Here is a 26318-nt window from a genome sequence, read left to right as displayed (position 1 = left end):
ATGCAGGAGTCGTGGGATGTACTGGTGGTTGGGGCCGGTCCTGCAGGGGGGCTAGCCGCCCTGGATTGCGCAAGGCGAGGATTAAGGGTGTTACTTGTAGAAAAACGCGCTTTCCCCCGCTGGAAAGTGTGTGGTTGCTGCTTTAACAAACAGGCTCAGGCGACTCTCTCCTCTCTGGGACAAAACGATCTAATCATTGATCGCGGCGGCGTACGACTGCAAACCCTTCGCCTCGGCCTGAATGGTCGTCAAACATCTCTAGCCATTCCCGATGGTTTTGCTCTCTCCAGGGAACGGTTCGATCAGGCACTGATGGACGCGGTCGTTGAAGCTGGAGCTTCCGTTCGCTGTCAAATGAGCGCCGGGGTCGAAGAAGTCCAACCAGGCTGGCGGATTGTGCGGCTGAAGGATCAGCGCAGCGGCCAACAGAACCTCGTCAGGGCGCGTGTCGTGCTTGTCGCAGCTGGGCTTGCCCAGCGTTGCTTACCCGAGCAGGATGCTGGCATCACCAGGATCCGTAGTCGTTCCAGGGTTGGAGCCGGTTGTGTTCTTGTTGATGATGAGAAGCACTACACCGCAGGCGCCATTCACATGGCAATCGGCGAACGTGGTTATGTGGGTCTGGTGCGCCGAGAAGACGGTTTACTCAATCTGGCAGCCGCTTTCGATCGGCAGGCGCTAGCCCATGGGCAAGGAGCGGCCGGAGCTACCCAGGATGTGCTTGTGCAGGCTGGTTTCCCACCACCTGCTGCTCTGAGACAGGGGAGATGGCAGCTGACGCCAGCTCTTAGTCGCGGCGCTGAGGTTGTTGCCGGAGAGCGCTTTCTGGTGATGGGTGACGCAGCGGGTTATGTGGAGCCATTTACAGGAGAAGGAATTGCCTGGGCCCTCACTGCAGGTGCCGTGGTGGCACCATTTGTTCAAGAAGGCCTCCTGCGCTGGAGCCATGATCTGGAGAAACGCTGGACGAGAGAGCTGAAGCTACGGATCGGTCGTCGCCAGCGGATCTGTCGCACTCTGGCCATGGTGCTGAGGCAGCCAAAGCCGACGAGGGCATTGTTTGAACTGAGCAGCCGCTGGCCGGCACTGTCTGAAAGGATTGTTGCCAGCCTGAACCATGTGACCCTCCCCTCCGCCGGAAGTCAGCAATGCCTCTGACCATTCGCGGCATGGGAACTGCAGTGCCGGAACAACAAGTCAATCAGAGCGATTCCATGGCGCTTGCAGAGTTCGTGAGTGCCGACAGTCCCGAACGAGCGGCACTGGTCCGCCGGATTCAGCGACGAACTCAGGTTCAGAACAGGGGCAGCGTTCTGCTGGGAGACGACGCGAGTGAGCCGATCAGCCAGCGTTTGCCCTTCTACGGGGCCAAAAGCCCCACTACTGCCGCAAGGATGAACGAGTTTGATCACCATGCTTCAACGCTGGCAATCAATGCATGCCGTCTTGCCCTCGAGGAGGCCGAGCTAGCAGCTGATGTGATCACTCATCTTGTGACCGTTTGCTGTACCGGATTCAAGGCTCCGGGTGTTGACCTTGCTCTGATCGAGCAACTTGAACTTGACCCCGGTGTTCAGAGGACCCATGTGGGATTCATGGGCTGTCACGGCGCCTTGAACGGTCTACGTGTGGCGCAGGCGTTCGCCGAGGCTGATGCCAACGCTGTAGTGCTGCTGTGTTCTGTCGAACTGTGCAGTCTCCATCTTCATTACGGCTGGGACCCCGAGAAGGTGGTAGCCAACGCCCTGTTCGCTGATGGAGCAGCAGCTTTGGTTGCTTCTCAAGCTTTGGCGCAATCGAAGGAATCTCTGACCCTGAAGGCTTCTGGCTCCACCGTGATTCCGAACACCAGCAGTCTGATGCATTGGCAGGTCGGAGATCATGGCTTCGCTATGGGTTTATCACCACAGGTGCCAGAGGCGATAGCTGGTGCATTGCAACCTTGGCTGAGCAGTTGGTTGAGGGACCATGGATCCGATCTGACTGAAATCCGCAGCTGGGCCCTCCACCCGGGGGGGCCGAGGATCCTGCAGGCCTGCGCCGACGCCTTGGCCCTCAAGCATGAGCACCTGGCTGAATCCCGGTCCGTCCTTCAAGCTCACGGCAACATGTCTTCGGCCACCGTTCTTTTCATTCTTGAACGCATGCGTCATAAGGCTTGCAGCGGACCTTGCCTGGCACTCGCCTTTGGTCCCGGCCTTTGTGCCGAAGTGGCATTGTTCGATCTCTACAACAGCAAATGAAATCGAACTTCGGATCGGAATTCAGGGCTACTGAGTTCTACGTTCAGCGAGGATCAGGTCTGCGCAAAGGGGAAGACGGAGCAAACACTGCAAGTAGATCGAGTCGGTTCTAAAAAGCCAAAAGAGTGCTCGTCTTGATGGTGATCAAGATCTACTGCAACTAAGACATAACAAGTACTGCAATTGGGATCGAGCAAATAATCAAGGCAAATTCAGGAAGTGTTGTAAGTTTTCAGGCCAAGTCAAAGGCGGCGAGGAGATTGAATCATGAATGGTGATTAACAAAGTCGCTCGCTAACCTCAATATCAAGAAAAAGAGCTAAGCAAGTGTTGCTTGAGCAGTGAAATTCGACTAGGGACAACTCTTAAATTTGTCACCTGTTCGGAAACAATATAGTCTTCTCAAATTGCTTTCATTTATAATTAACCAGCTTCTGAATATTAGGCATCGAGAAATCAAGTACAGACAAGAGTGAACAGTCCAAGAAGGCTAACTATTCTTAATGTGAATGCTCCTCCTTAGGCCTGTAATTGCACCTGCAAGTTCAGACTGTCATCAACAAATAAATATATAGAAGTTATCACTGGCCGACGATGACTGGAGGCATCCGACCATTCAAACCTGGCACAACCTGAGTTTTGCCATCCCATTTGTCAAGAAATAGCTTATAAAGCACCCTGTCATTGAGACCTCGATTAAGAGTCTCAAACTTGATTGCTTCTTGCCCTGCGATCTTCACTTCTGTTTGTGCCTTTAATAATTGCTGTTCGGCTATTTGCTTCTGTTCAATTGCGGAACGATATTCTTCTGCGATTTTTAATCCGGTTAGATCGAGACCTTTCACCTCAACATAGTCAAACTTTGCCAATTCAGCCGATGCATTGGTTTCAACAATCTGAGAGATATTATTCCAATCAGTTGCAATGGTTACGAGTTCATATTTTGAAAACACAGACTTCAGAGCCTTGAGTAATGATGGCTGGATGATCCGTTCATAAATCTCAGCATTACCTGTTGCGATAGTACTGTAAATCCTTGGCGCTTCAGACTGCTTCACAGCATACTTAATCGTTGCAGTCGCTTCTATGACTTGCAGATCTTTAGTTAAACTGGAGAAGTTTTCGGGACGTACTTGTGTTCTTATGTTGAAGAAATGAACTGATTGAGCGAAGGGTATCTTTAGGTTTAAGCCAGGCAGCCGTGGATTTTTACTAACCTTTCCAAGCGTCGTTATAACTCCTACTTCACCAGCAGGTACGACGAATATTGCTGAAACACCAACAATCGCTGCAATTGAACCTCCTACAATCATCACCGTAGGAGCAACGACTGCTCGGACTGATGAAATGTTGTTGATTGGTGAACGCATTGAATCTACTTTGCAGCAGACGCAAGCATAGGCGTTTATCAATAAATATGAGGGAAAGCCATGGCAATCCAAAAGGTTCAATTGACTTGGGATACAAGAGTCAATAAGTGGTCAATGGATAGCAAAACAATCAAGGGAGTTCACTTGTTTTGTCAAAACCTTGCAGTCTTTTCATCATCATCATCGTTCATTGGCAGCGTTTTTATAATTATGGTTAGTTACGAAAGGTTGATATTGCACATGATCTTGATAGAGTAATTAATAACGGTAAGATCGCGATGCAAGCAGCACAGCTCAAAGTTTTTCTTGCCAAGCTCAAATCAGAGCCCTTGCTGCAAAGTCAATTAACTGCTGAAGGTGCAGATATAGTCTCAACAGCTAAAGTCGCTTCACTCTTTATTGACTCAAATGAGTCCGCGACAGAAGCTGTAGTCGAGCTCTCTGACCAAGAGATTAAGGACCAGATTGCCGATGCCCTCAGCAAAAGAAACAATCCCTCCATTAGCCCGATTATCATATGGGCCGCTTTGCTTACAGTGCTTTTGATTTTAGTTGGTGTCTTCTTGAGTCTGAGATACTGACTGATATTTGTTAGCCAAAGGGAAACACCACTCTATTTAAATTCGGCTCATTCTATCTCTATCTTTTTTGAAAATTGCCTTGTTTGGCCAAGGTATTTATGGATAAATCCTCCCTATTGTTACCAATATTGGCAATGAATTTTAAGCCATCATCTTTTTCAACCTTTGCATATTGATAAATACTTAAATTGATAATTTATTATCAAAAGTGCTCCCAGAAGTAGCAGAGTCAACAATTAACTTGATAGTGATTATTTACACCTTCCTGTTACCAATCCCTACGGGACCGTTCAAGGAAAAGTGAATAAGTTAATAGTTGCAGTAGTCCAACGCATGGGTTCTAAAGAATTCCAGCATCTCAGCAGGTCCCTTCTTTCCGTAAAAACTATTTGCCTGATCTTATGTTCCTTTGCCTGGGCCTATGTATGGATAAGAGTAGAAGCATTAGCTTTTATTTTAGTCACCTCTTCGCGAAGATTAGGCGGCAGCTGCGTAAGGATCCGAGGTTTCAGCTTCTGCTCCAACCCATTCGCCCATGATCACGCGCTGGTCTTTTCTGATTTAACAGGCTTTCCTTGACCTACTGAGGGCTTTTGGTAAACGTTCTCTTTGCCGGAGTTAAGAGCCTTCCCATCAGTAGCGATATTGAAGAGCAGCTATATCAACCCCTGGCCATTCGGCCTGGTCTTGCTGCGCAGAGACAAGCCATGCCGCTCAGAGTGAACTCCTCTGAGATAATTGGCAAGCTGCCTCAGCCTCGCGCTGTTGCGACGCATCCCGGAGTTGGGCGTCATCGAGGGACAGATTGGCTTGCTCGCCTGTTCTATCTCTAGCTTGTCCCTAAAGCCAGTTGCACAAGATGTTGACCACTTGCACAGACTGAAGAAATGACTCCCGAGAATCAAGCTATTGCAGAGCAAGTGAGTGCACATAAGACTGTCTCTTGGCTTGATCAAGAGTGGCCTTGGTGGCCGCTGTTACCTCTCTATCCCTATGGTCAGCGCCGCACCCTGGTCCGGGAACTAATACCCAATCAGATCTGGAGTTTTGAACAACTCCAAGGTGTCTATTACGTCGCTGTGCCTGTCAGGCTCACCGTGGTGAAAGTGCCAGGTGGGTTGATGTTGTTCAATCCCCTTCCTCCTACTCCCGAGTTGCGTCGAGCTCTAGCTGATCTGGAGGCCACCCATGGCAATGTGGTCACGATTGTGCTTCCCACCGCGTCTGGCCTAGAGCACAAACTGTCTCTACCGGCAATGGCACGAGCCTTCCCACAGGCAGAGGTATGGGTTTGTCCTGGTCAGTGGAGTTTCCCAATTTCCTTGCCTTCATCTTGGCTAGGCATTCCAGCGCGCCGCACCAAGGTGTTGCAGGAGGACGGCTTCCCCCATCCGGACAGTTGTACTTGGCTGCCTTTAGGCCCCCTGGATTTGGGGCTTGGCCGTTTTGAAGAGGTGGCTTGTTTTCACCGAGCTTCCGGCGCTGTATTGGTAACAGATGCTCTAGTAGGCATCGAGGCAGAGCCTCCAGCTCTGTTTGATCTAGACCCCACACCCCTGTTATTCCACGCCCGTGATCGGGGTGATCAACCCCTTGAGGACTCTCCACAAGCGCGCCGCCGAGGATGGGCCCGTGTGGTGTTGTTCGCGACCTATCTGAAGCCAGGGCCGCTTGTGATACCTCCCCTATTGGAAGTGCTGCGCAATGCCTTCAGGCCCGGAACACTTAGCCCTAAAGCCCATTTCGGCCTGTTTCCATTCGCTTGGCAGCCCGGTTGGGAAGCTGCGGCTCAGGAGCGTCTCGGAAAGAACGGCCCGCTTCTACAAGTTGCGCCAGTGTTGGAACGGCTCGTATTTCCAAGAGCGAAGGACGTCTTGTTGGAATGGTTGGATGAGATGCGGCGCCTCAAAGGGATGCGTTGGCTTGTGTCTGCACACTTCAGCGACATCGTGGCCTTCAAGCCTCATCACGTTCGAGCTTTAAGTGAATCTATTTCCAGACGCCCATGGGCTATCAATCAAGCCAGCTGGAGCTTTCTAGGCAGCGTTGATCAACGCCTGCTCAGCCTTGGTGTGGTGCCGAAAGATCCTCAGGCAGCCTTCAGAGATTGAGATCGTCTGTGTCGACTGCCATCGCTTCATCTGAAAACAACGACTCTTCCAATTCCTTGCGTTGCTCCATCTGGCGCAAGAAATATCCAGTCATCATTGCTGATGCGAGCAAACTGGCCAGATTATCTCGACTGGCTGTGACCTTCACTTCAAATTGCTCACCTGGGAGCATGCCCAGCAGGCCCTGAACATTGTGGCGAATAATGTCCTGAATATCATTGCTGGCGGACTTGGCGACTCGCTGCAATACATCAGGGGATTGATCCTGAAGGTACTGAATTAGCCCATTACCGTCCTGGCAATCGTTGTTATCGGTGGTCAGGAACTCCGGGTTGAACATCCGGTGTGCTTTTCGTCACGATGTTGACCCTATCGCAGCTAGGTCGTTTGATCCACTCTTGCCTTGGGAGGGGAACCGTATTGGACCGAACCGATTGAGTGGCCAGTACCTCCAAATAGCTGTTCCGATCACAGCTTCTTCTGGTAATGGCCCCCAGAGATGAGAGTCAAGACTGGAATTGCGGTTGTCCCCCATCACCCAAAGTTCATGCTCAGGAACGGTCACCTTCGCCATCTGGTAGTTCATTGGTGCATCACGGCAGTCATCCTTGATGGCGATCTCGTTGCGCAAGAGCTGACCATGATGAACTTCCAGTTGATCGCCCGGACGCCCCACCACGCGTTTAATCAAGGCCGCTTTGGGGTCGTAGCCAGCATCCAGTAGTGCGGATGGCGGGTGAAACACCACCACGCTGCCCAGCGGCAAAGGCTGTTCTTGTTGACGTGCAAGTCGAGGGCGAACCTTCTCAACAAGAATGCGATCCTTCAACTGAAGGGTTGGCAGCATTGAACCGGAGGGAATCCAGCGAGGCTCCACCACCTGCCAGCGCATCAACAAGGCCAGAACCACCCAGAGCAGCAGGCTGCGCCAGCTACCGCTTGCTTCTTTTCGAGGAGGAGAAGGTGTCGGGGTCATCGAAACTGATTAAGTCGGCCCTCGCCGGTCGGTATTGACCGAGAATCGCATTGGCTAAGGCTCAAGCTCTGTCTCTTGCTCACAACAATCTGTTGGTTTGCCTGAGCTTGCTCGAGGCATTTCATGCCTTGGGGCTGCGCCATCTCGTGCTTTGTCCCGGCAGCCGCTCGGGGCCCCTTGCACTGGCTGCAGGAGGAATGGCACGTACAAATCGCTTGCGGCTTAGCACTGCCATTGATGAGCGGTCTGCTGCTTTCTTGGCTTTGGGTTTTAGCACTGCTACTGGCACTGCAGCAGCTGTAGTGACCACTTCGGGCACCGCTGTAGCCAACCTTTTGCCTGCAGCGGTGGAGGCTGATCGATCCTGTCAGCCCCTATTGCTGCTCACTGCTGACCGTCCCTATCGACTCAAAGACTGCGGTGCCAATCAAACGGTGAATCAGGAGACTTTCTTGAGTCCTGCCTGTCGATGGATTGGGCAGGGCCCAAGAGAGGGGTTGCATCTTGTCAGTAAAGAAACGCTGGAATCATTCGCAGAGAAGGCCTGGCAACGAGCTCATCACCCCGCAGGGGCCGTTCATCTCAATCTGCCTTTTGAGGAGCCTCTACATCTCAGTGAAGAAGAGCAAAGGATGATCTGGAAGGGGTGGTCTCCCAAGATTCCACGTTCATCTCCGATCAAGCCAATCAATCTGGCAATGGCAGCTGAGGGGACTAATGGGGTTACCGATCAGGCTCCCTTTGCATTGGATCCTTTACGACCCGGCGTTGTGATAGCTGGTGCTTGGCGAGGCCTAAGCAAAGACCTCATTGCTTTTCAGCAATCCTTGCGGGAGTGGCAGGCCTTGAGTGGCTGGCCCGTGCTGGCCGATCCACTATCGGCTCTGCCTTCAGACCAACCTGGTCTAATCCGCTCCTGGGAGCTGCTTTTGGCTGCTGGGCTTTTAGGGTCTCAGGAGCAGCTTCAAGTGCTGCGTCTAGGACCAATGTCAGCCAGTCGGAGCCTTGAGGCATGGTTGAAAAGCTTTGGTGATGGTCAGCTCCTGATTACAGAGGGAGACTCCCGTTGTCTCGATCCCCTTGGTTTGTCAGTGCAATGGAGTCATGGATTGACGAGCTGGTGGCAACACCATCACCATCGCTGGATCGATGCTGATGCCGCCTCTCAACAGGCAACCAAGGCTCTGCTGAGGAAATGGCAGATCAGCGATCGTTTTGCTCAGGAGTGGCTGGATCAGCAGTTACCCCTGCAGGGTGCCATCACAGAACCAGCCCTGGCTCGCTGGTTATCCCGTCTTCTGCCAACTGAGCTACCAATCATGTTGGCAGCGAGTAGTCCTGTGAGGGACTGGCTGGCTTATGCGGACAAGAGCTTATTTTCGAGACGATGCTTCAGTTTTCGAGGCGCGTCTGGTATCGACGGCACCCTTTCTTTAAGCATGGGTTTAGCGATGGCTCTTGGGCCCACTTTGCTTGTAAGCGGCGACCTGGCTCTCCTTCATGACAGCAATGGCTGGTTGCTTGCTCATCCCCAGCGCCCGCCTTTGGTGGTGGTGTTGATCGACAATGGTGGCGGAGGCATCTTCGAGCAACTTCTGGTGAAGACAGCTCCTAGCGAAGCATTTGAGCAGCTGTTTGCCATGCCTCAGGCGGTTGACCCTCTTGCTCTTGCAGGGGCTCATAACATTCCTCACCGTCAGGTGGCCTGTCTCGAAGACCTACCAGCAGCCTTGGAGTGGGGGCTCTTCCAGGCTGGACCTGTTTTGATACGTGTGTGCACGCATCGGCGTCAAGATTCATCGATGAGGCAACAGCTTCGCGAGGGATTGATGATGCATCTGCAGTCGATTTCCCAAAATGGCCACATTGATCTTTGATCCCGATGGCTATGGATTCCAATCGGTTTGATAGGAGGCCAAGACAGGTTTTGCCTGGCAAGCCCACGATCGAATGGGAACCCTGGGGTGAATATCAAGACGTCCTGCTCGATCGCAGTTCAGAAGGAATTGCCAGGGTTGCGATTGATCGTCCGACCAAGCGCAATGCTTTCCGCCCACGCACGGTGATGGAACTCTGTGATGCGTTTACCAGAATTCGAGACGACCAACGTTTAGGCGTGGTTTTGTTCACCGGTGTTGGACCTGCTGACGATGGCGGCTATGCCTTTTGTGCAGGTGGTGACCAAAGTGTGCGCGGCGACGGTGGCTACCTCGATGAGGAAGGTTTGCCGCGCCTCAATGTTCTCGACCTACAGCGCATCATTCGCAGCTTGCCAAAGGTTGTGATTGCACTTGTCGCTGGCTATGCGATCGGCGGCGGCCAAGTGCTGCACTTGTTATGTGATCTCAGTCTGGCGGCAGAGAATGCCGTGTTTGGGCAAACCGGTCCCAAGGTGGGCAGCTTTGATGGTGGCTTTGGTGCTGGTTACCTAGCCAGAGTCGTGGGGCAACGCAAGGCTCGTGAAATCTGGTTTCTCTGTCGTCAATACGGAGCTGAAGAAGCGCTGAAAATGGGGTTGATCAACGAGATTGTTCCTCTTGATGGTCTTGAAGCAGAGGGAGTGCGTTGGGCAAGAGAGGTGTTGCAGCACAGCCCCACAGCCATCCGCTGCCTGAAGGCCGCATTCAATGCTGAAACCGATGGCTTGGCAGGACTTCAGGAGCTAGCCGGCCAGGCCACCCATCTGTTCTATCGAACGGATGAAGCCCAGGAGGGGCGAAATGCTTTTCTACAAAAACGACGTCCAGATTTTTCAGGCTCAGGCTGGCTTCCCTAACCAGCCGCTCTAGGCAGCGTCATGATTGACGCATCGATTGCTTTGGGGAATGAGTTCTTGCTACCGCTTCCACTGCCGCTGCTGCCCTCCCTGATTCATGCAGCTGTTCAGGACTCTCTTCCCCAAATCGTCGCCAGCTTCCCCGTCGCTGTGATTGAACGTGAGGGGCGGCATCTGGTCTTGGATCGGCGTAGCCGTCGGCTGCTTGTTTTGCAAGATGGCTCCTTAATTAAAAGCTTCTCAGTGGCGGTTGGCATGCCTGGCTGGGAGACTCCGACAGGTGAGTTTCAAGTTTTAAGCAAGACTCCCCATCCCATTTGGGAGCATCCCCAGAGCGGAAAGCGAATCGGATCTGGGCCGAACAATCCCCTTGGTAGTCGCTGGATCGGCTTCTATCGAGATTGCAACGGTAGAGACGCTCACGATGGTGATCGCTGGCTAACGATTGATGGCTGCGACACGTCTGGCTTCCATGGAACGCCCCACCGCTGGACTGTTGGCCGAGCCGTTTCCCATGGTTGTGTTCGGCTGTTTGAAGAGGACATCCAATCCCTCTATCAGCTGGTCAAAATCGGCACGCCGCTCAAGGTTCTCCCATGATCGTGATCTGATTGAGCTGATGCACATTTAGAGTCTCGCGGCTCTCGACTGACTTGAAAATGCGCGTGCTATTTGCTGCTGCGGAATGCGCGCCGATGGTCAAGGTCGGTGGAATGGGTGATGTGGTGGGCTCATTGCCCCCAGCTCTAGCCAAGCTTGATCATGATGTGCGTCTGATCATGCCTGGTTACGGCAAGCTCTGGAGCTTGCTGGATATCCCTACTGATCCGATTTGGCGGGGTCAGACCATGGGCAACGAGTTCGCCATCTATGAGACAAGTCATCCCAGCAATGGTTTGCCCCTTTATCTGGTAGGGCATCCAGTGTTTGATCCTGAAAGGATCTACGGCGGAGAAGACGAAGATTGGCGTTTTACGTTTTTCGCAAGCGCGACAACGGAATTTGCCTGGAACGTTTGGAAACCGCAAGTGCTGCATTGCCACGACTGGCATACCGGGATGATTCCTGTGTGGATGCATCAGGACCCTGAAATCAGCACGGTCTTTACCATTCACAACCTCAAATATCAGGGCCCCTGGCGCTGGAAACTTGATCGGATGACTTGGTGCCCCTGGTACATGCAAGGGGATCACACCATGGCGGCAGCCTTGCTTTATGCCGATCGGGTGAATGCCGTCTCCCCCACCTATGCCAGAGAGATTTGTACATCTGAATACGGGGAGAGCCTTGATGGCTTGTTGAACTACATCTCTGGAAAACTGCGTGGGATCCTCAATGGCATTGACCTGCAGGATTGGGACCCTGCCAATGACAAGTCTTTGCCAGCCACTTTCAATGCCAATGACCTTTCAGGTCGTGCTGTGAACAAGCAGGCCCTTCAACAGCGCATGGGGCTTGAGGTCAATCCAGACACCTATCTACTGGGGATGGTGAGTCGGTTGGTGGATCAGAAAGGGGTTGATCTTCTGCTGCAGGTGACAGAGCGGTTGCTTGCTTACACAGATTCCCAGATCGTCGTGCTGGGCACTGGTGAGCGTGGTTTGGAATCCGGCCTGTGGCAATTGGCGATTCAGAACCCTGGCCGCTTCTCGGTTTTCCTCACTTACGACGATGACCTAGCACGTTTGATCTACGGCGGCAGTGACGCATTTCTGATGCCGAGTCGCTTCGAACCCTGTGGCATTAGTCAGCTGTTGGCCATGCGCTACGGCAGCGTGCCGGTGGTGCGCAAAGTGGGTGGTCTTGTCGACACGGTGCCTTCCTACGACCCTATTCATCAAACCGGTACTGGATTCTGCTTCGATCGATTTGAGCCTGTTGACTTCTATACAGCATTAGTGAGGTCTTGGGAGGCGTTCCGTCATCGTGATTGCTGGCGTGAGTTGCAGCAACGTGGAATGACTCAAAACTACAGCTGGGATCGCTCCGCTCTCGACTATGAGCAGATGTATCGAGATGTCTGTGGCTTTAAGGAGCCGTCTCCTGATGCAGCGGTTGTGGAGCAATTTTCTCTCGGCCAGGGTTCAGATCCTTCCCGTCAGAATCAGGACAGCAATGCGAAAAAAAGAACCAGACGCAAGAAGAGGGGGAATGATTAAAAAAAGAGGTTTAAACTTGGTTGTTGGTTTTGCAGATTTAGCGGCTCTTTTGCAGACGAATCCATTGCTGCGCCCCAATCTTTTCAATCTGCCGCTTGGTCGTCAGGGCTCCTGATCAGCATGGGAAAGTCGCCCCGGCCAGAGAAGCAAACGGGACGACTCCCAGTCCCCTATACCAATCCCTGGGTATCACTGCGAGAGGGGTTTCGTGATGTCTTCGCAGACCTTGGCCTGCGACTCAGGCAACTCTGGCGTCTCAACCGGCAAGGCGAATTCTCCACACCAAGGTTCTGGCCTTCAGCACTGGCACCAATGTTTTGGCCATTGACACTTGCAACGGTACTGATCTTGGGAGTGTTCCTCAGCAGTCTGCTGATTGACCAACGTGCAGCTGTGGCACAACCAGATTCTGTAGAGACGTATCCCAGCAATTCAGCTGCATTGGCTGTGATGTCTACCCCCTCCACTGCGGAGCCACAGCCTGTTGCAACGTTGTCGGAGCCTTCTGAACTGGAATCCACACAACTTTCAGCGCCTTTAGCTGTGCCTCTTCAGCTTGAGCCTCTGTTAACGATGCTGGCAGACAATGATCTCCCCAGTGGTTTGCTTCTTGCCGCCGAACCAAGACCCCTGGACAATGATCTTGTGTTGAGGCTTAGTCCCGTATGGAACAACCTCAATTCATCTCGACAGCATGAACTTGCCGATCGTTGGCAGGCTCTTGCTGAACAGCTCGGTTATGACGAACTTCAGCTTCAGGGTGAGGATGATCAACTGCTTGCCAGGACAGCAAGAGTGGGTGTGGGCATGATTATTTTCGATCGGGATTTGGCTTGATGAGGCTGCGCCTGGGGCAGCTGGTCGAGCTTTGGGGTGCTCCGATGCATGTTCACGCGTCTGACCTAGATCTTGACCAAGCTGTTGGTCCGATCTGCACAGACAGTCGTCAGTTGAGCCAAGGCAGCTTCTTTGTGCCGTTGGTGGGGGAGCATTTCAATGGTCATGCCTTTCTTGCTCAAGCTCTAAAACTTGAGGCCCAGGCGGCTGTGGTGGCTCGCAAAGATCATCATCCAGTGCCCGAGGGTCTCCCCCATTGGATTGTGGAAGACACTCTCGAGGCTTATCAGCAGCTGGGGTTGCTGCATCGCCGTCAGCTCAATGTACCGGTGGTTGCCGTCACAGGTTCAGCAGGAAAAACCACGACTCGGGAGTTGATCCGTTCTGCACTCACACCCCTTGGTGAGGTCTTGGCAAGTGAAGGCAACAACAACAACGACGTGGGTGTTCCGCTCACCTTGTTGCAGGCGCATTCAGATCATGGCGCAGTTGTGGTGGAGATGGGTATGCGTGGAATTGGGGAAATAGAACGACTCTCCTGTTGCACCCAACCAGACGTCGCTGTGATCACCAATGTCGGCAATGCACACGTCGGTCGTTTAGGTAGTCGTGCAGCGATTGCTTCCGCCAAGTGTGAGATCACCACTTGCCTCAAACCCAGAGGAGTGATCGTCATCCCAGCAGGGGATTCGCTCCTGGAAGATGCTCTTGAGCGGATCTGGCGGGGGCGGGTGATCCGCGTGGCAGTTCAAGGCAATCAACAATTAGAGGCACCAGGGATTGCAGATCTGCATCGAAGACCTCTACCCATGGCTGACCTCGTTGGCTGCGTTGACCTGGCCAAGGGTGAACTATTGCTAGAGGGAAAGGCCTACACCCTGCCTTTAGAAGGGATGCATAACGCTTGCAATTTGATGCTGGCACTCGCAGTTGCCCGTGAATTAGATGTCTGCAAGGAATCGCTATCCGATCTGAAAGTAGACGTTCCTGGTGGCCGTAGTCGACGGCTAAAAGTTGGCAACTTCACTGTTCTGGATGAAACCTACAACGCTTCGCCGGAAGCCGTGCAAGCAGCATTGGAGCTATTAGCAATTCAACCGGGACGTCACTTTGCAGTGCTCGGAACCATGCTGGAGCTAGGAGACCAGAGCGTGGCTTTGCATCGCCAAGTCGCTGAACGGGCGGTACAAATTGGTTTGGATGGACTCGTCGTCGTTGCTGCAGGCGCAGAGGCTGAGGCCATGGCAACAGCCGCAGGGTCCTTGCCACATTTGGCCGTCGTTGCCAACCCAGAGCAGGCTGCTCAGCCATTGCAGGCTTGGCTTGAGGACGGCGATGTAGTTCTGCTTAAGGCTAGTCGTGGTGTCGCTTTAGAGAAATTGATCCCTTTGCTCTAAGGGGGCTAAGCCTCAATCCTCTCGTTTCACTGCCAACCATTTTTAATCAGTTGTTTGGAGCGGCCAAGGGCGAGAGCACCATTGGGAACATCTTTAGTGAGAGTGGAACCAGCTCCTACTGTCACGTCCGACCCTAAAACAATCGGCGCCACCAAAACGGAATTCGCCCCTGTTTTGCTGTTATCACCAACCACGGTGAGATGTTTTCTCACACCGTCGTAATTTGCAGTGATTGTACCGGCCCCAACATTGACATGGCGACCAAGTTGTGCATCACCGATATAACTGAGGTGATTCACCTTTGAACCCTCGCCAATTTGGCTTTTTTTGATCTCCACAAAGTTGCCAATACGGCAGTGATCAGCGATGTCTGCACCAGGGCGTAGGTGTGAGAAAGGGCCAATAGCCACCTCATTTCCCACCTTGGCATCACGTACAACGGAATGAAGAACGCTGACTCCATGACCAAGGTCGGCATTCTCAATCAAGCTTCCTGGGCCAAGCTGGCAGCCATCGCCAATGTTGCAGCAGCCCCGCAAATGGGTTTGGGGTTCAATCACCACATCTCTACCGAACTGACAGTCTTCACTAAGCGTGCAGCTAGCAGGGTCAGCAAAAGTGACCCCTTCTTTCATCCAATGGTTACGTAGCCGTTCTTGAAGCAGCGCCTCACAGTTGGCAAGTTGGCAACGATCGTTGATGCCATTCACCTCATCGGGATCAGCCACCTCTACATGCATCGCAATAGGTAGCAACGCCACAGTGTCGGTGAGGTAGAGCTCAGCTTGATCATTATCACTACAAAGTTGAGGTAGTACTACGGCCAATGTCTTCCAATTGAAGCAGTAGATGCCCGCGTTAGTGAGATTGTTGTGGCGCTGTTCGTCACTACAGTCGCGATGTTCAACGATGCTGCTTACGCGGCCTTTTTGATCTGAAAACACCCTGCCGTAGCCCGTGGGATCTGCGAGTCGGGCTGTTAGCAGCGTGACGTCGGCACCACTTGAGCGATGTTCGTTCACCAAGTGTTCGATCGTGCTAGGTCGAAGTAATGGAACATCACCATTGAGAACCAAAAGCTCACCGTCAAAGCCCTCCAATACGGGCAGTACTTGCTGCACCGCATGGCCTGTACCGTTCTGAGGTTGTTGAACAACAAACTCCAAGCCTTGCCAATCAGTGAGCTGCTGTTGCACCTCTTGCGCCTGGTGGCCAACAATCAACAAGCGCCGTTGAGGTTGAAGGCCCGAGCAACTGGTCAACACCCGCTCAACCAATGTGGAGCCTGCGAGCGGTTGCAAGACTTTCGGCAGGCAGCTCTTCATGCGGGTGCCCTTCCCAGCAGCCAAGATGGCGACGGCAAGCATGGAGCGAATGGCGAATCGGCCGGAATCTAATTGAATTCCGACAACTTCACTGCAGTTAACAGCCTTTAAGCAGGATCAGCTCAGCTTCTAGCAGTGATGATTCAGCCAGAAGAGCGCCAGAGAAGTTTCTACTTTCACTAGCACTGGCACTTTGCTGGCAATGAAGCGCACTATGGCCCCACATAAAAAGCCTCCTTATTGATGAGTCATTGTTCAAGCAATCGTTTAGATCATGATCAACAATCTAAAGTGAAAGCAAGCTGCCAGTCATTGACATGAATCACCCAGTAAAAGAGGGTCCATTAAATCAAACGTTGCCACAACATCACCTTTGGGATTGATCAGCTGTAAGCAATGAACTTGCATTGAGTTGGGAGGATTCAAGAATGACTCTAAACAATCTCTTTCAATTCTTATCTATTCTAATTTTTCACTCGTTTCTTCCTGACAAGAATCAACCTTGCCTTTGCTTGGCTGTCCAGCGGTGGTGCCAGGTATTGGTCGCCTCTAATCCGCAGAGCTGTTGTTCAGTGCTGCGCCGCCTCCGGATCACTTCTGCCTGATCTTCTCCAGTTGGATCGCGGTACGGAACGGCTGCGCGTGTATGTAGATGTTCATGTTCCATTGCAGTAAGCGACCGCCAACCAGGCCCTTTCTCTCCAAAGCTGATCTTGAACTGCTTCATCCCCATGGTGCCACTGCTCCAACCTCCGCGCTCCCCTGGCACTTGCAGTAGCGAGAATAATTTCAGCCCTGCTCGCTGCAAGCTGGCACGTATGGCCGCTGCACGGCTATAGGTCAGGAGCCTCCCACCTGGAGCTAATCGTATGGCCAGGCCATGCAGAAACTCTTCACTCCATAGCTGTGGGCAGCGACCTGGAGAGAAGGCGTCGTGAAGAATCAAATCAAACTGCTGATCTTGGGGTAGCTGATGAAGCGTTTGGCGTGCATCGCCCCACAACATTGTTCCCCTGCTCTCTAGCTGATCCCAACCATCACAATCTCGGATTAAAATAAGTTTCTGGTGGACCGATGCTGACCAGGCACTACAGAATCCCGTCTGCGCCAAAGCGAGTTCCAGTGGTCGCCTGTCAATCTCTAGACCCCACCACAGCACATTCGGTGCTGGAGTTGGCATGGCATCCAGCACAGCCGCAGTGTTGTAGCCAAGACCCATGCATACGTCGAGGATCCGAAGAGTTTGTCCGCCACTAAAGCGCGTCAACTCTGCCGGTTGTGCGAATTTCGCGCATGCTTCATTCAGCGCTCCGGCGGAGTTGTGGAACGCTTCGTCGAAGTACTCACTATGCAGGCTGAAGCTACCATCCGCCGTTGGGAAAACATTCAGCGCCCCCAAAGAGCGAGAGTGACCGTCATTAGCGATGCAGCCGCTCAAGGTCATCCCAGAAGTTCGGGTAGGACACAGCCGCAGCTTCGCTACCCGTCAAGCGGGAATCGCCCTCTGCCAGCAACGCAGCCACCGCCAGGCTCATGGCGACACGATGATCCGTTTCACTATCGAGGTCTGTGCCTCGCAGTGTTCGGCCCCCGCGGATGGTAAGCCCATCGGCATGTTCGTCGATATCTGCTCCCATAGCCGTAAGCTGCCTGGTCATCACAGCAAGCCGATCAGTTTCCTTGACGCGCAGTTCACTAGCGTCAGTAATTTTGCTTTCACCATCACAGAAACAAGCAGCCACCGCCAGGATCGGCACCTCGTCGACCAGGCGAGGAATGATGTCCCCATTGATGCTGAAGGGCTTTAACGGTCCTTGCCTCACCCGTAGGTCTCCAACCGGTTCACCGGCGACTTCATGGCGGTTGAGCACCTCAATGCGAGCTTCCATTTGCTGCAACACTTCCAGGATGCCGGTACGGGTGGGGTTTAAACCAACGTTTTCCACCACGAGCTCAGCTCCAGGCACAAGCACTCCTGCGACAAGCCAAAAAGCAGCGGAACTGATATCACCTGGCACGACAATATTTTGCCCATAAAGCTTTTGTCCTGGGCTCACTCTGATATGGCGACCCATCTCTCCTCCCACTTCGAGATCAGCGCCGAATGCCCGCAACATGCGTTCGCTGTGGTCTCTCGAATGGGCTGGTTCGATCACAGTCGTTGCCCCATCGGCTGTAAGGGCTGCCAGCAGCAGGGCTGACTTCACCTGGGCACTTGCTACAGGTGTACCGATGACACCACCACGAAGTTTCTGACCACTCACGGCAAGCGGTGCGAAGTCGCCGTTGGATCGTCCTTTAATTTTGGCTCCCATCATTGTTAATGGCTGACCAACCCGATTCATGGGCCTACGACGCAAAGAGGCATCACCGCTAAGCACGAAATGGCGGCCCTTGCTTGCCGCCAACAGCCCTAGCATCAGCCGAATTGTTGTGCCGGAGTTACCGCAGTCGAGTACATCTTGCGGTTCTTGAAGTCCATCGAGACCAACGCCTTCAACGCGAACTATTTGCCCGGCATGAATCGGGCTGATCGTGGCTCCCATCGCTCGAAGACAGGCGGCGGTACTCATGGGATCTTCAGCAGGTAAAAGGCCCTCGATGGTGGTGACCCCTTCTGCGATAGCTCCAAATAACAGCGCTCGATGGGAAATCGATTTATCTCCAGGGACTCGCACCGTTCCAGAAAGCCCACCACCTGCTCGAAGCTCACGTGACGATGAGGCAGTGCTTGTAACGCTCAATGGGTGTGGCCCGGATCAGATCGATCTTATGGGCAAGCGTTTGAGCTTATTTCCAATTTGTTTTTGTGCTGTGTAATTTGTCTCTTTTGGACCATCTCAACCAACAGATATCTGCCGAGTGTTTTTTGGTAACAGTCCATTTTTAATTCAGGTCTTTTTGACCATCGCTTGACGGCAAAGGCTCTCCATCACATAACCGAACAGGCTTGGATCAGGTTCTTCGCTGCCCAAATCCTCCAGCCCCAACTCCTGCCATCGAGCATCCACCCTGCTTTCTAGATCTGCATCCCGGCTGAGTGGCTCGCCCCATTCATGGCGCTTCTCAGGGCCAATCTTAGTGGTGGCGTCGATAGCCATCCTGCCTCCAAGCCCTAGATGTTCGCTAGCGAAATCAAGGCTGTCGAAGGGGGTGTTCTCAAGTACAAAAAGATCCCTTTGCGGATCGACCTGTGCAGCGATAGCCCATACCACTTGGCGTGGATCTCTCACGTTGATGTTTGCATCTACCACGACAACGAATTTTGTATAGGTGAATTGGGGCAATGCGCTCCAGAAAGCCATCGCGGCACGCTTGGCTTGTCCTGGATAAGACTTATCGATTGCAATCACCGCCAGCTTGTAACTGAGGGCCTCCATCGGTAGAAAAAAGTCAACAATCTCCGACACCTGTTGACGCAAGATAGGCGTGTAGATGCGGTTCAAGGCGATGGCGAGCATCGCTTCTTCCTTGGGGGGGCGGCCGCTAAACGTCGTGAGGAAAATCGGATCGCGGCGTTGAGTCACGCAGTGGAAGCGCACCAATGGTGAGGACTCCACTCCTCCGTAGAAGCCCATATGGTCACCAAATGGACCATCCTCTAATTCCTCACCTGGTGTAATGGTTCCTTCCAACACCACTTCACTGTGGCTAGGGACTTTCAGATCCAGTGTTTTGCAGCCAGTGAGACGTACACCCTCTCCTGCATAAAGACCAGCAAAAAGCCATTCACTGAGTTGCACAGGAATGGGAGTTGCTGCGGCCATGATCAGCAGCGGGTGTACACCAATAGCAATGGCTACCTCAAGCTTCTGGCCCATGGCAGCAGCTTTGCGTAGGTGCCTAGCTCCGCCGCGAACGCTCAGCCAATGCACCGTCATGGTCTTTGGCGATTGGCGTTGTAGGCGATAGACCCCCACATTCGGCACTCCCGTCTCCGGGTCTTTGGTAATCACAAGGCCCAGGGTGATCACACCACTGGCATCGCCTGGCCAGGGACGGATCAAAGGCAGGTTGTCGAGATTCAACGCATCTCCACGCAGCACCTGCTGATGGCAAGGAGGTGTGAGATCCAGGTCTGGTCGCGCTTTGATCAGATCCCAAAACACACTTGCAAACTGTCTGGTTTCTTGCAGACCCTTTGGCGGCCTTGGTTGCTGCAGCAGAGCCAGACGAGTTCCCAGATCCTCAAGTTGCTGAGCGTTGTCCAGACCCATGCTCCAAACCACTCGCTCCATGGTGCCCATCAGATTCACTGCCACTGGCATCGATGAACCAATCACGTTTTCGAACAACAGGGCCGGCCCACCCAAGCCCAGCACCCGATCAGTAATAGCGGCGAGTTCTAAATCTGGATCTACGGGGGCACTGATCCGCCTTAGTTGGCCACGTTGCTCAAGTAGGGCTAGGAAGTCCCGCATGTCTTGGGACGCAGGTCCGGGACGAAGCAGGGGCATGGTTGGTAAGACAGCCAGCAAAATGATCTAGTTACTGTGGCGCACGTCGTTCCCTATCGAGGCTATGCAGCTCGCTTATTTCCATGTGGCCGCGGATGTGCCTCAGGGGGCTGAGCCTGATGCTGCTGTCGTCATCGACGTTCTCAGAGCCACCACCACCATCGCCTGGGCTTTAAACAACGGTGCCGAAGCTGTTGAAACCTTTGCTGATTTGGACCAACTGAGGCAGAGCGCGGCTCAATGGCCGGAGTCTTCCCGTTTGATGCTTGGTGAGCGAGGCGGACAACGCATTGAGGGATTTGATCTGGGGAATTCCCCCGTCGCTGTGGTGCCCGAGCAAGTGGCTGGCAAAAGACTATTTATGAGCACGACTAACGGCACGCGCTCTTTGCAGCGAGTGCGTGGGGTTCAGCGTTTATTCACTTTGGCACTACCAAACCGCAGAGCTGTTGCAGACCACTTGTTGATGGATCCACCTGAGCAACTTTGGATTGTTGGTAGTGGCTGGGAAGGGGCCTACTCCCTGGAGGATTCTTTGGCGGCCGGAGCATTAGCCGATTTGCTATTGGATGCTGCCGCTGATGAGGCTTGTGTCGTGAACGACGAACTCACTGCTGCACTAGCCCTTTGGCAGCAGTGGAAGCACGATCCAGAAGCCTGTCTTCGTCAAGCCAGCCATGGGCAACGCTTAATTGGGCTTGGCGATCACGATGCAGATTTCAGATGTTGTGCTGAATTGGATCGGCTTTCTGTGGTTCCTGTTCAGGTCAAACCCGGAGTCCTTTGTGCCTCTTGAAACCACACTGCGATCTAAAATCTCGCTCTCTGTTTCAACCCTGTGACCGACTTTCTGGCAGCCGCTTTGCAGCTGACGAGCACCTCGGAGCCAGAGCTCAATTTTGCTGCTGCCGAGGAGCAGATCGAACTGGCTGCCCGCCGTGGTGCGGAGTTGGTGGGATTACCTGAAAATTTTGCCTTTATGGGTGATGACGAGCGACGACTGGAGCTGGCACAAGACTTAGCTGAGCAATGCAGCCGATTTCTGGTCACCATGGCAAGGCGCTACCAGGTGGTGCTTCTGGGCGGGGGCTTCCCTGTACCTTCAGGAGATAGCAATCACACGGTCAACAGAGCCGAATTGGTCGGTCGTGATGGTCAGCTGCTAGCGAGATACGACAAGATTCATCTCTTCGATGTGGATCTACCTGAAGGCAACACCTATCAGGAGTCGGCCACGACTACGTCTGGTCGTGAACTACCCCCGGTCGTGGATGTGCCAGGACTATGTCGAGTGGGACTATCCATCTGCTACGACGTGCGCTTCCCTGAGCTCTATCGCCATCTCGTCAGTGCTGGCGCCGAGTTATTGATGATTCCAGCAGCATTCACGGCTTTCACCGGAAAAGATCACTGGCAGGTCTTACTTCAAGCCAGGGCCATCGAAAACACCTCCTATGTGCTTGCACCTGCCCAGACAGGTCGTCATTACAGCCGTCGACAGAGCCATGGACATGCCATGGTGATTGATCCCTGGGGAACCGTCTTGGCTGATGCAGGAGTGAGTCAGGGTGCAGCCATTGCCCCTGTGGATAACTCGCACATTGGTCGCATTCGCGCGCAAATGCCAAGCCTCCAACACCGGCAGTCAGCACTGTTCTGAGCCAATGGCCTCGGCTCCATCCCGCCCTCTCATCCTGCTGGTGGTTGGTGCCTTGCAGATCCCTTTGTTTTTTGCAGCGTTGCCGGCCAGAGCGGCAAGTGCTTTAGCGGCCTGGGCACTTGGAAGCGACGGGGTGTTGCAGTTGCGTACATCAAGAGGGGCTCGTCTAGAAGCGTTCTTTCAACCAGCGGATGGGGCCCAAGGAGCAAAGGTCTGGATTGATTTTCCTGGAGAATTGAGCCGCTCCCGCAGCCTGCGGGGTAGCGGGCCGGTGCGTGCGATTCGTTTGGGGAAACCAACGCCTGGCTCAACTCGACTGGTGATTGAGTTCAAACCATCAATCTCTCTGAATCCAAATCAGCTCAAGCTGATAGGAACCTCTCCGGACCGCTGGAAGCTCAACTTCGAAGGCTTACCGACCCGCGGGCTTCGCCCTATCGGTGAAGGAGACCTGACAGCATCAACTTTGAGCCGATGGGCTCCTGGAATCCGGATTACACCCACACGGACGCCTATCAATGCCTCTGGTTTGCCGAATGTCCCCCGCGGGCGCTTTAGAGTTGTCATTGACCCTGGTCATGGTGGTCCAGACCCTGGTGCTATAGGGATTCGCGGTCTACGTGAGACGGATGTTGTTCTCGATGTTTCCCTTCAGGTGGCCCAGCTATTAGAAGCTCGAGGGGTGCAGGTCATCATGACCCGCACGGCTGATGTGGATGTGGATCTACCGCCAAGAGTGGCGATCGCCAATCGAGTAGGTGCAACTGCATTTGTAAGCATTCATGCCAATGCCATCAGCATGTCCAGACCACAGGTCAATGGAATCGAAACTTTCTATTTCTCTGATTCCCGTTCAGCCAGGTTGGCGTCTCATATCCAGCAACAGGTGCTGAACGTCTCCCCTGGGAGCCCCAACAGAGGGGTCAGACGGGGCCGTTTCTTTGTCATCCGGCGAACCACAATGCCCTCCGCCCTAGTTGAGACAGGTTTTTTAACAGGACGGCTAGATGCTCCTCGGCTGGCTTCAGCAGTCCATCGCCGCAAGTTGGCTCTGGCTATTGCTACTGGCATCCTCAACTATTTGCAGGGGGTCCGTTGAAGCCTCGCTTGGGATTATTTGATAGCGGCGTGGGTGGGTTGACTGTGCTCAGGCGAGTGCTGGAGCGCCATGGGCAGGTGCCTTGCCTCTATCTCGGTGATACCGCCCGAGTCCCTTACGGAAACCGCATGCCGCATGAAATCCGAGTGATCGCCAAGGAGGTTGTCCAGTGGTTACGAGACCAGCAAGTGACTGCGGTTGTGATGGCTTGCAACACCACGAATGCGTTGGCTTCTGATGTGGCTGAAGCTGTTGCGGGAGGGATCCCTGTCGTTAGGTTGATCGAGGCAGCAGTCAACATGCTTTCGGAAGAGCGTGTGGGAGTACTGGCCACTCCTGCTGCTGCTGCATCAGGCGCATATGGCAAACAAATTGAGATCTCTCGACCAGGCACGATGGTTATTGAGCAGGGATGTCCGGCCTTTGTGCCATTGATTGAGACTGGTCAACTCAGCAGCGAGGAGCTTTATCAGGCGGCGCGTGTGTATCTGAATCCACTCTTGGCTGCACAGGTGGAAGCAGTGGTTCTCGGATGCACTCACTATCCTCTTCTTGAACCGATCTTGCGTCAGATTTTGCCGCAAGATGTGCGCTTGATTGATCCTGCTATCGGTGTGGCGCGCGAGCTGGATGTTCTGTTGGGTAGCCCAACGATCCCATTAGGAACATCACTGTCGCTGACCTCTACACGGTTCTGCGTGACTGCTAATCCCGAGGGCTTTGCCACACGTGCTACGCCATGGTTGGGCGAGCGTCCTCAAGTTGAGTTGGTTTCACTGCAATGTCCTGCCTGCGCCTCGTAAGATCACTCCACCGAGGGAATCCATGGCCACCGTTACTGAGCTGCTGCAGCCGGTCGAGCTGGACCTTGAGACCCTGCTCACTGATCTGCGCAGCTTGATTGGTGCCGGTCATCCCATTCTTCAAGCAGCGGCAGAGCACTTATTCAGTGCCGGGGGCAAACGCCTTCGCCCGGGCATTGTGCTGTTGATCTCAAGAGCTTTATCTGCCGATGGTGATCTCTCGGCCCGTCATCGTCGGCTGGCGGAGATTACCGAGATGATCCACACGGCTTCTCTTGTTCACGACGACGTCGTCGATGAGGCTGACACTCGCCGAGGCGTGGCCACTGTTCATAGCCGTTTCAATCATCGCGTTGCGGTTTTGGCAGGTGATTTTCTATTCGCACAGGCCAGTTGGCATCTGGCTAATCTGGATAACTTAGCTGTCGTCAAGCTTCTCAGTCGGGTCATCATGGACCTCGCCGATGGGGAGGTGAAGCAAGGCCTCTATCGCTATGACACCGGCCAATCATTTGCGACATATCTGGAGAAGAGCTATTGCAAGACGGCTTCTCTAATGGCCAACAGTGTGCAGGCTGCCGGCGTGCTCAGTGGTGAGAGTGTTGAGCATCAGAAATTACTGCATCACTTCGGTCGCCAGCTTGGACTCGCATTTCAGGTTGTCGATGACATCCTCGACTTCACAGGCAGTGAACAGCAATTAGGCAAACCTGCCGCGAGTGATTTGGCCAGTGGCTATCTAACGGCACCGGCTCTCTATGCGCTAGAAGAGCATTTAGCTCTAGCTCGTCTGATTGAGCGAGAGTTCAGCGAAGAGGACGATCTTGATCAAGCCCTTGAGCTGGTGCGTAATTCGCAGGCCATTTCACGCAGCCGTCAGTTGGCTGAAGATTTTGCCAGGGAATCTCGTGAAGCCATCGCTTGGCTACCAGATTCACCTTGCCAGCGTGCATTAATGGAACTACCTGATTTTGTTTTAAGCCGTCTCTACTGAGCTTTTCAGAGTGCATCCCAAGCCTGCTGGAGATGGTCAAGAACGGTTTTTAACTGGGCGATTTGACGAGGATTCTCATCTTTAAACTTGCCATCACAATTGATGTGAACTTCGTTTTCGCTCAGCACCCAGACATGACACCCTGCGGCTAGAGCCGCCTGTGTGCCGGCCTGAGAGTCTTCCAATGCCCAACAGGCAGTCGGCTTGACCGCCAGCCGCCGCGCGGCAAGCAGATAAGGATCTGGAGCGGGTTTGCCTGCTGTAAGAGATAGATCATCGCCAAGAACTCGAGTCTGAATCTGTGCAAGCCAGCTGTGATGGATACTTTTAAATTCCACGGCATCTGCCGTACTACTGGAGGCCATGGCCATTGGCAGCCTGTGGTCGTAGCACCAGCGAACCAATTCCTCCGCTCCAGGCATGGCTTTGGCCTGACTGAGCAGATGCTTTGCGATCGGCTGGCGCACGGCTAAGAGCTGTTCGATCCCTACCGGGGTGTTCAACCAGTTGTTGACCAGCTGAGCACAATCAAGCCGACGCCGACCTTTTAACATCGACAACTGACTTGTACTGAGACTGGTAGCAAAGACAGCCGCTGTTTGAGACCAGGCCTGAGCATGTAGAGGTTCAGTATCCAACAACACTCCATCGAGATCAAACAAGCAGGCCGCAGGGAAGGACATGAACCAATGCGCACCCTCTCGGTTGACTTGATTAAAACTCAATATCCAGCTCAGTTATTTTCGATTGGATGCAAGTTGTCAATGGTTTAACAGGAGGTTGTGTGGCTCAACTCATATTTTTAACACCTTTCCTGCAAAAGTGGCTCAACTAGCAAGAGAGACTGCTCATCAGTCATGAAAAGAAGCCGCTATCGCATTTTCATCTGAAAGTTGCGATTTTGCATTGAGATGTAGGCTCTACTTGACTTGCGTCTTATTGGTCCATCAGATGATCTTGCCGTCAATCCAAAGATAACTCTGCCATGAAGCAAAAACTAACACTTGTCAGACTGGCCAAGCATGATGTGATGACTTAAGCAAGACAATCCCCTTATTCAAAGAAAGTTGCCATTCAAGTCATTAAACAAATCTCTAAGCCTCCACTCAACTGAAATAGTGAATATGGCCGCCAAGCAATCATGCTGCTGAGATGCTTCAAGAGATTCTGGAAGCACAAGACAGCCGACCTGATAAAAGTCGACACCTATATATATTATCAGCATCCAGCTCAGAGGATGAATACATTTTCCAAGTTTATCAATCGCACAAATCAACTCAGCCGGCATCACTTTTACAATCGACTTTACGACCCAGTCACAAGTGTCATACTGAAGTGATTGCGAGTCAATAGATTGCCCGCAGAGTTGGTCCATCGTTGTGCTGCTACCAGCATTCTTTTCACCATTAACATGAATGTATTTTCTGACTATATTTGGCGGACTGCAAGCAGATAGGAAAAGACTTTAAAATTGATCATTTTGCTTTGTATTTTTATCTTATTTCAGATTTCTACTCTTTCAATTTGTAC

At 53.0% G+C, this 26318-nt stretch carries 25 protein-coding genes; 15 read left to right on the top strand and 10 right to left on the bottom strand.

The window, feature by feature from the left end; genetic code table 11:
* Both SIB80_RS05890 and SIB80_RS05885 read left to right on the top strand, forming a co-directional pair.
* Complete coding sequence (locus tag SIB80_RS05890) at positions 1-1158, top strand: NAD(P)/FAD-dependent oxidoreductase (RefSeq protein WP_063418819.1); 1158 nt, start codon at positions 1-3, stop codon at positions 1156-1158.
* The gene (locus SIB80_RS05885; protein WP_063418818.1) at positions 1149-2243 is read left to right on the top strand and encodes a type III polyketide synthase; all 1095 of its coding nucleotides are present in this window, start codon (positions 1149-1151) and stop codon (positions 2241-2243) included. Before SIB80_RS05890 ends, SIB80_RS05885 begins: the two co-directional genes overlap by 10 nt.
* A gap of 581 nt (positions 2244-2824) precedes the next feature.
* Here SIB80_RS05885 and SIB80_RS05880 read toward each other — a convergent pair.
* Positions 2825-3613, bottom strand: coding sequence for a prohibitin family protein (locus SIB80_RS05880; protein ID WP_063418817.1), 789 nt, complete (start codon positions 3611-3613; stop codon positions 2825-2827).
* 278 nt (positions 3614-3891) lie between these two features.
* Here SIB80_RS05880 and SIB80_RS05875 point away from each other — a divergent pair, with 278 nt between their 5' ends.
* Positions 3892-4194: a hypothetical protein gene (locus SIB80_RS05875; RefSeq protein WP_063418816.1), complete on the top strand. Its 303-nt coding sequence runs from the start codon at positions 3892-3894 to the stop codon at positions 4192-4194.
* Between the two features lie 656 nt (positions 4195-4850).
* On the opposite strand, the gene SIB80_RS05870 is transcribed toward SIB80_RS05875, so the two are convergent.
* Positions 4851-4988 (bottom strand): hypothetical protein, encoded by a 138-nt coding sequence (locus SIB80_RS05870; protein ID WP_169246908.1) that lies wholly within the window; start codon positions 4986-4988, stop codon positions 4851-4853.
* Positions 4989-5081: 93 nt separating this feature from the next.
* Between SIB80_RS05870 and SIB80_RS05865 the strand changes: the two genes are divergently transcribed.
* Entirely contained in the window at positions 5082-6305 is a 1224-nt protein-coding gene (locus tag SIB80_RS05865) for a DUF4336 domain-containing protein (protein WP_063418814.1), read from the top strand.
* Here the strand turns inward: SIB80_RS05865 and SIB80_RS05860 are convergent.
* Both SIB80_RS05860 and lepB read right to left on the bottom strand, forming a co-directional pair.
* Positions 6295-6645 (bottom strand): DUF760 domain-containing protein, encoded by a 351-nt coding sequence (locus SIB80_RS05860; RefSeq protein ID WP_011826503.1) that lies wholly within the window; start codon positions 6643-6645, stop codon positions 6295-6297. The genes SIB80_RS05865 and SIB80_RS05860 overlap by 11 nt on opposite strands.
* Before the next feature lie 15 nt (positions 6646-6660).
* Entirely contained in the window at positions 6661-7281 is a 621-nt protein-coding gene (lepB, locus tag SIB80_RS05855) for a signal peptidase I (protein ID WP_063418813.1), read from the bottom strand.
* A gap of 50 nt (positions 7282-7331) precedes the next feature.
* Between lepB and menD the strand changes: the two genes are divergently transcribed.
* The 6 genes from menD to SIB80_RS05825 all read left to right on the top strand — a co-directional run bounded on the left by menD (position 7332) and on the right by SIB80_RS05825 (position 14450).
* Entirely contained in the window at positions 7332-9158 is a 1827-nt protein-coding gene (gene menD / locus SIB80_RS05850; protein ID WP_370520967.1) for a 2-succinyl-5-enolpyruvyl-6-hydroxy-3-cyclohexene-1-carboxylic-acid synthase, read from the top strand.
* A 5-nt stretch (positions 9159-9163) separates the two neighbouring features.
* Entirely contained in the window at positions 9164-10057 is an 894-nt protein-coding gene (menB, locus tag SIB80_RS05845; protein WP_011129784.1) for a 1,4-dihydroxy-2-naphthoyl-CoA synthase, read from the top strand.
* Positions 10058-10078: 21 nt separating this feature from the next.
* Complete coding sequence (locus tag SIB80_RS05840) at positions 10079-10657, top strand: L,D-transpeptidase (protein WP_169189873.1); 579 nt, start codon at positions 10079-10081, stop codon at positions 10655-10657.
* 59 nt (positions 10658-10716) lie between these two features.
* Positions 10717-12216: a glycogen synthase GlgA gene (glgA, locus tag SIB80_RS05835; RefSeq protein ID WP_063418825.1), complete on the top strand. Its 1500-nt coding sequence runs from the start codon at positions 10717-10719 to the stop codon at positions 12214-12216.
* Between the two features lie 120 nt (positions 12217-12336).
* Entirely contained in the window at positions 12337-13053 is a 717-nt protein-coding gene (locus SIB80_RS05830) for a hypothetical protein (RefSeq protein ID WP_063418812.1), read from the top strand.
* Complete coding sequence (locus SIB80_RS05825) at positions 13053-14450, top strand: UDP-N-acetylmuramoyl-tripeptide--D-alanyl-D-alanine ligase (RefSeq protein ID WP_063418811.1); 1398 nt, start codon at positions 13053-13055, stop codon at positions 14448-14450. The genes SIB80_RS05830 and SIB80_RS05825 overlap by 1 nt, the downstream gene beginning before the upstream one ends.
* Before the next feature lie 26 nt (positions 14451-14476).
* On the opposite strand, the gene glmU is transcribed toward SIB80_RS05825, so the two are convergent.
* The 4 genes from glmU to SIB80_RS05805 all read right to left on the bottom strand — a co-directional run bounded on the left by glmU (position 14477) and on the right by SIB80_RS05805 (position 20232).
* A complete protein-coding gene (gene glmU / locus SIB80_RS05820; RefSeq protein ID WP_063418810.1) occupies positions 14477-15817 on the bottom strand; it encodes a bifunctional UDP-N-acetylglucosamine diphosphorylase/glucosamine-1-phosphate N-acetyltransferase GlmU in 1341 nt (446 codons plus the stop codon).
* 454 nt (positions 15818-16271) lie between these two features.
* Positions 16272-17219 (bottom strand): MnmC family methyltransferase, encoded by a 948-nt coding sequence (locus tag SIB80_RS05815; protein WP_063418809.1) that lies wholly within the window; start codon positions 17217-17219, stop codon positions 16272-16274.
* Complete coding sequence (aroA, locus tag SIB80_RS05810) at positions 17194-18519, bottom strand: 3-phosphoshikimate 1-carboxyvinyltransferase (protein WP_063418808.1); 1326 nt, start codon at positions 18517-18519, stop codon at positions 17194-17196. Before aroA ends, SIB80_RS05815 begins: the two co-directional genes overlap by 26 nt.
* Positions 18520-18666: 147 nt before the next feature.
* A complete protein-coding gene (locus SIB80_RS05805; protein WP_063418807.1) occupies positions 18667-20232 on the bottom strand; it encodes a UbiD family decarboxylase in 1566 nt (521 codons plus the stop codon).
* A gap of 64 nt (positions 20233-20296) precedes the next feature.
* On the opposite strand from SIB80_RS05805, the gene SIB80_RS05800 reads away from it, so the two are divergent.
* The 5 genes from SIB80_RS05800 to sds are packed head-to-tail and all read left to right on the top strand — an operon-like array spanning position 20297 to position 24788.
* Complete coding sequence (locus SIB80_RS05800; RefSeq protein ID WP_063418806.1) at positions 20297-21028, top strand: 2-phosphosulfolactate phosphatase family protein; 732 nt, start codon at positions 20297-20299, stop codon at positions 21026-21028.
* A gap of 42 nt (positions 21029-21070) precedes the next feature.
* On the top strand, positions 21071-21892 hold the full coding sequence (locus SIB80_RS05795) for a carbon-nitrogen hydrolase family protein (protein WP_063418805.1): 822 nt from the start codon (positions 21071-21073) through the stop codon (positions 21890-21892).
* Between the two features lie 4 nt (positions 21893-21896).
* A complete protein-coding gene (locus SIB80_RS05790; protein ID WP_063418804.1) occupies positions 21897-22991 on the top strand; it encodes an N-acetylmuramoyl-L-alanine amidase in 1095 nt (364 codons plus the stop codon).
* Positions 22988-23794, top strand: a complete 807-nt coding sequence (gene murI, locus SIB80_RS05785) for a glutamate racemase (protein WP_063418803.1) — start codon at positions 22988-22990, stop codon at positions 23792-23794. Before SIB80_RS05790 ends, murI begins: the two co-directional genes overlap by 4 nt.
* 22 nt (positions 23795-23816) lie before the next feature.
* Positions 23817-24788 carry a solanesyl diphosphate synthase gene (gene sds, locus SIB80_RS05780; protein WP_063418802.1) on the top strand — a complete coding sequence of 324 codons (972 nt, stop codon included), beginning with the start codon at positions 23817-23819 and terminating at the stop codon, positions 24786-24788.
* 5 nt (positions 24789-24793) lie between these two features.
* Here sds and SIB80_RS05775 read toward each other — a convergent pair whose 3' ends face one another.
* Positions 24794-25471, bottom strand: a complete 678-nt coding sequence (locus tag SIB80_RS05775; protein ID WP_063418824.1) for an HAD family hydrolase — start codon at positions 25469-25471, stop codon at positions 24794-24796.
* Between the two features lie 374 nt (positions 25472-25845).
* The gene (locus SIB80_RS05770) at positions 25846-26163 is read right to left on the bottom strand and encodes a hypothetical protein (RefSeq protein WP_063418801.1); all 318 of its coding nucleotides are present in this window, start codon (positions 26161-26163) and stop codon (positions 25846-25848) included.
* Between the last annotated feature and the right edge of the window lie 155 nt (positions 26164-26318).

It is taken from the genome of Prochlorococcus sp. MIT 1327, assembly GCF_047304785.1.
Taxonomy (GTDB): domain Bacteria; phylum Cyanobacteriota; class Cyanobacteriia; order PCC-6307; family Cyanobiaceae; genus Prochlorococcus; species Prochlorococcus marinus_D.
Note: the sequence above shows the minus strand (reverse complement) of the source record. Positions and strands in the feature narration are given on the sequence as shown.

Coding starts and splice junctions, on each gene's coding strand:
- SIB80_RS05825 (WP_063418811.1), top strand. CDS start 13,053: ATGAGGCTGCGCCTGGGGCAGCTGGTCGAGCTTTGGGGTGCTCCGATG.
- SIB80_RS05885 (WP_063418818.1), top strand. CDS start 1,149: ATGCCTCTGACCATTCGCGGCATGGGAACTGCAGTGCCGGAACAACAA.
- glmU (WP_063418810.1), bottom strand. CDS start 15,817: ATGCTTGCCGTCGCCATCTTGGCTGCTGGGAAGGGCACCCGCATGAAG.
- SIB80_RS05865 (WP_063418814.1), top strand. CDS start 5,082: ATGACTCCCGAGAATCAAGCTATTGCAGAGCAAGTGAGTGCACATAAG.
- SIB80_RS05775 (WP_063418824.1), bottom strand. CDS start 25,471: ATGTCCTTCCCTGCGGCCTGCTTGTTTGATCTCGATGGAGTGTTGTTG.
- menB (WP_011129784.1), top strand. CDS start 9,164: ATGGCTATGGATTCCAATCGGTTTGATAGGAGGCCAAGACAGGTTTTG.
- SIB80_RS05890 (WP_063418819.1), top strand. CDS start 1: ATGCAGGAGTCGTGGGATGTACTGGTGGTTGGGGCCGGTCCTGCAGGG.
- SIB80_RS05790 (WP_063418804.1), top strand. CDS start 21,897: ATGGCCTCGGCTCCATCCCGCCCTCTCATCCTGCTGGTGGTTGGTGCC.
- SIB80_RS05840 (WP_169189873.1), top strand. CDS start 10,079: ATGATTGACGCATCGATTGCTTTGGGGAATGAGTTCTTGCTACCGCTT.
- glgA (WP_063418825.1), top strand. CDS start 10,717: ATGCGCGTGCTATTTGCTGCTGCGGAATGCGCGCCGATGGTCAAGGTC.
- SIB80_RS05815 (WP_063418809.1), bottom strand. CDS start 17,219: ATGACCTTGAGCGGCTGCATCGCTAATGACGGTCACTCTCGCTCTTTG.
- sds (WP_063418802.1), top strand. CDS start 23,817: ATGGCCACCGTTACTGAGCTGCTGCAGCCGGTCGAGCTGGACCTTGAG.
- SIB80_RS05880 (WP_063418817.1), bottom strand. CDS start 3,613: ATGCGTTCACCAATCAACAACATTTCATCAGTCCGAGCAGTCGTTGCT.
- SIB80_RS05830 (WP_063418812.1), top strand. CDS start 12,337: ATGGGAAAGTCGCCCCGGCCAGAGAAGCAAACGGGACGACTCCCAGTC.
- SIB80_RS05875 (WP_063418816.1), top strand. CDS start 3,892: ATGCAAGCAGCACAGCTCAAAGTTTTTCTTGCCAAGCTCAAATCAGAG.
- SIB80_RS05800 (WP_063418806.1), top strand. CDS start 20,297: ATGCAGCTCGCTTATTTCCATGTGGCCGCGGATGTGCCTCAGGGGGCT.
- lepB (WP_063418813.1), bottom strand. CDS start 7,281: ATGACCCCGACACCTTCTCCTCCTCGAAAAGAAGCAAGCGGTAGCTGG.
- SIB80_RS05860 (WP_011826503.1), bottom strand. CDS start 6,645: ATGTTCAACCCGGAGTTCCTGACCACCGATAACAACGATTGCCAGGAC.
- SIB80_RS05770 (WP_063418801.1), bottom strand. CDS start 26,163: ATGGACCAACTCTGCGGGCAATCTATTGACTCGCAATCACTTCAGTAT.
- SIB80_RS05805 (WP_063418807.1), bottom strand. CDS start 20,232: ATGCCCCTGCTTCGTCCCGGACCTGCGTCCCAAGACATGCGGGACTTC.
- SIB80_RS05870 (WP_169246908.1), bottom strand. CDS start 4,988: ATGACGCCCAACTCCGGGATGCGTCGCAACAGCGCGAGGCTGAGGCAG.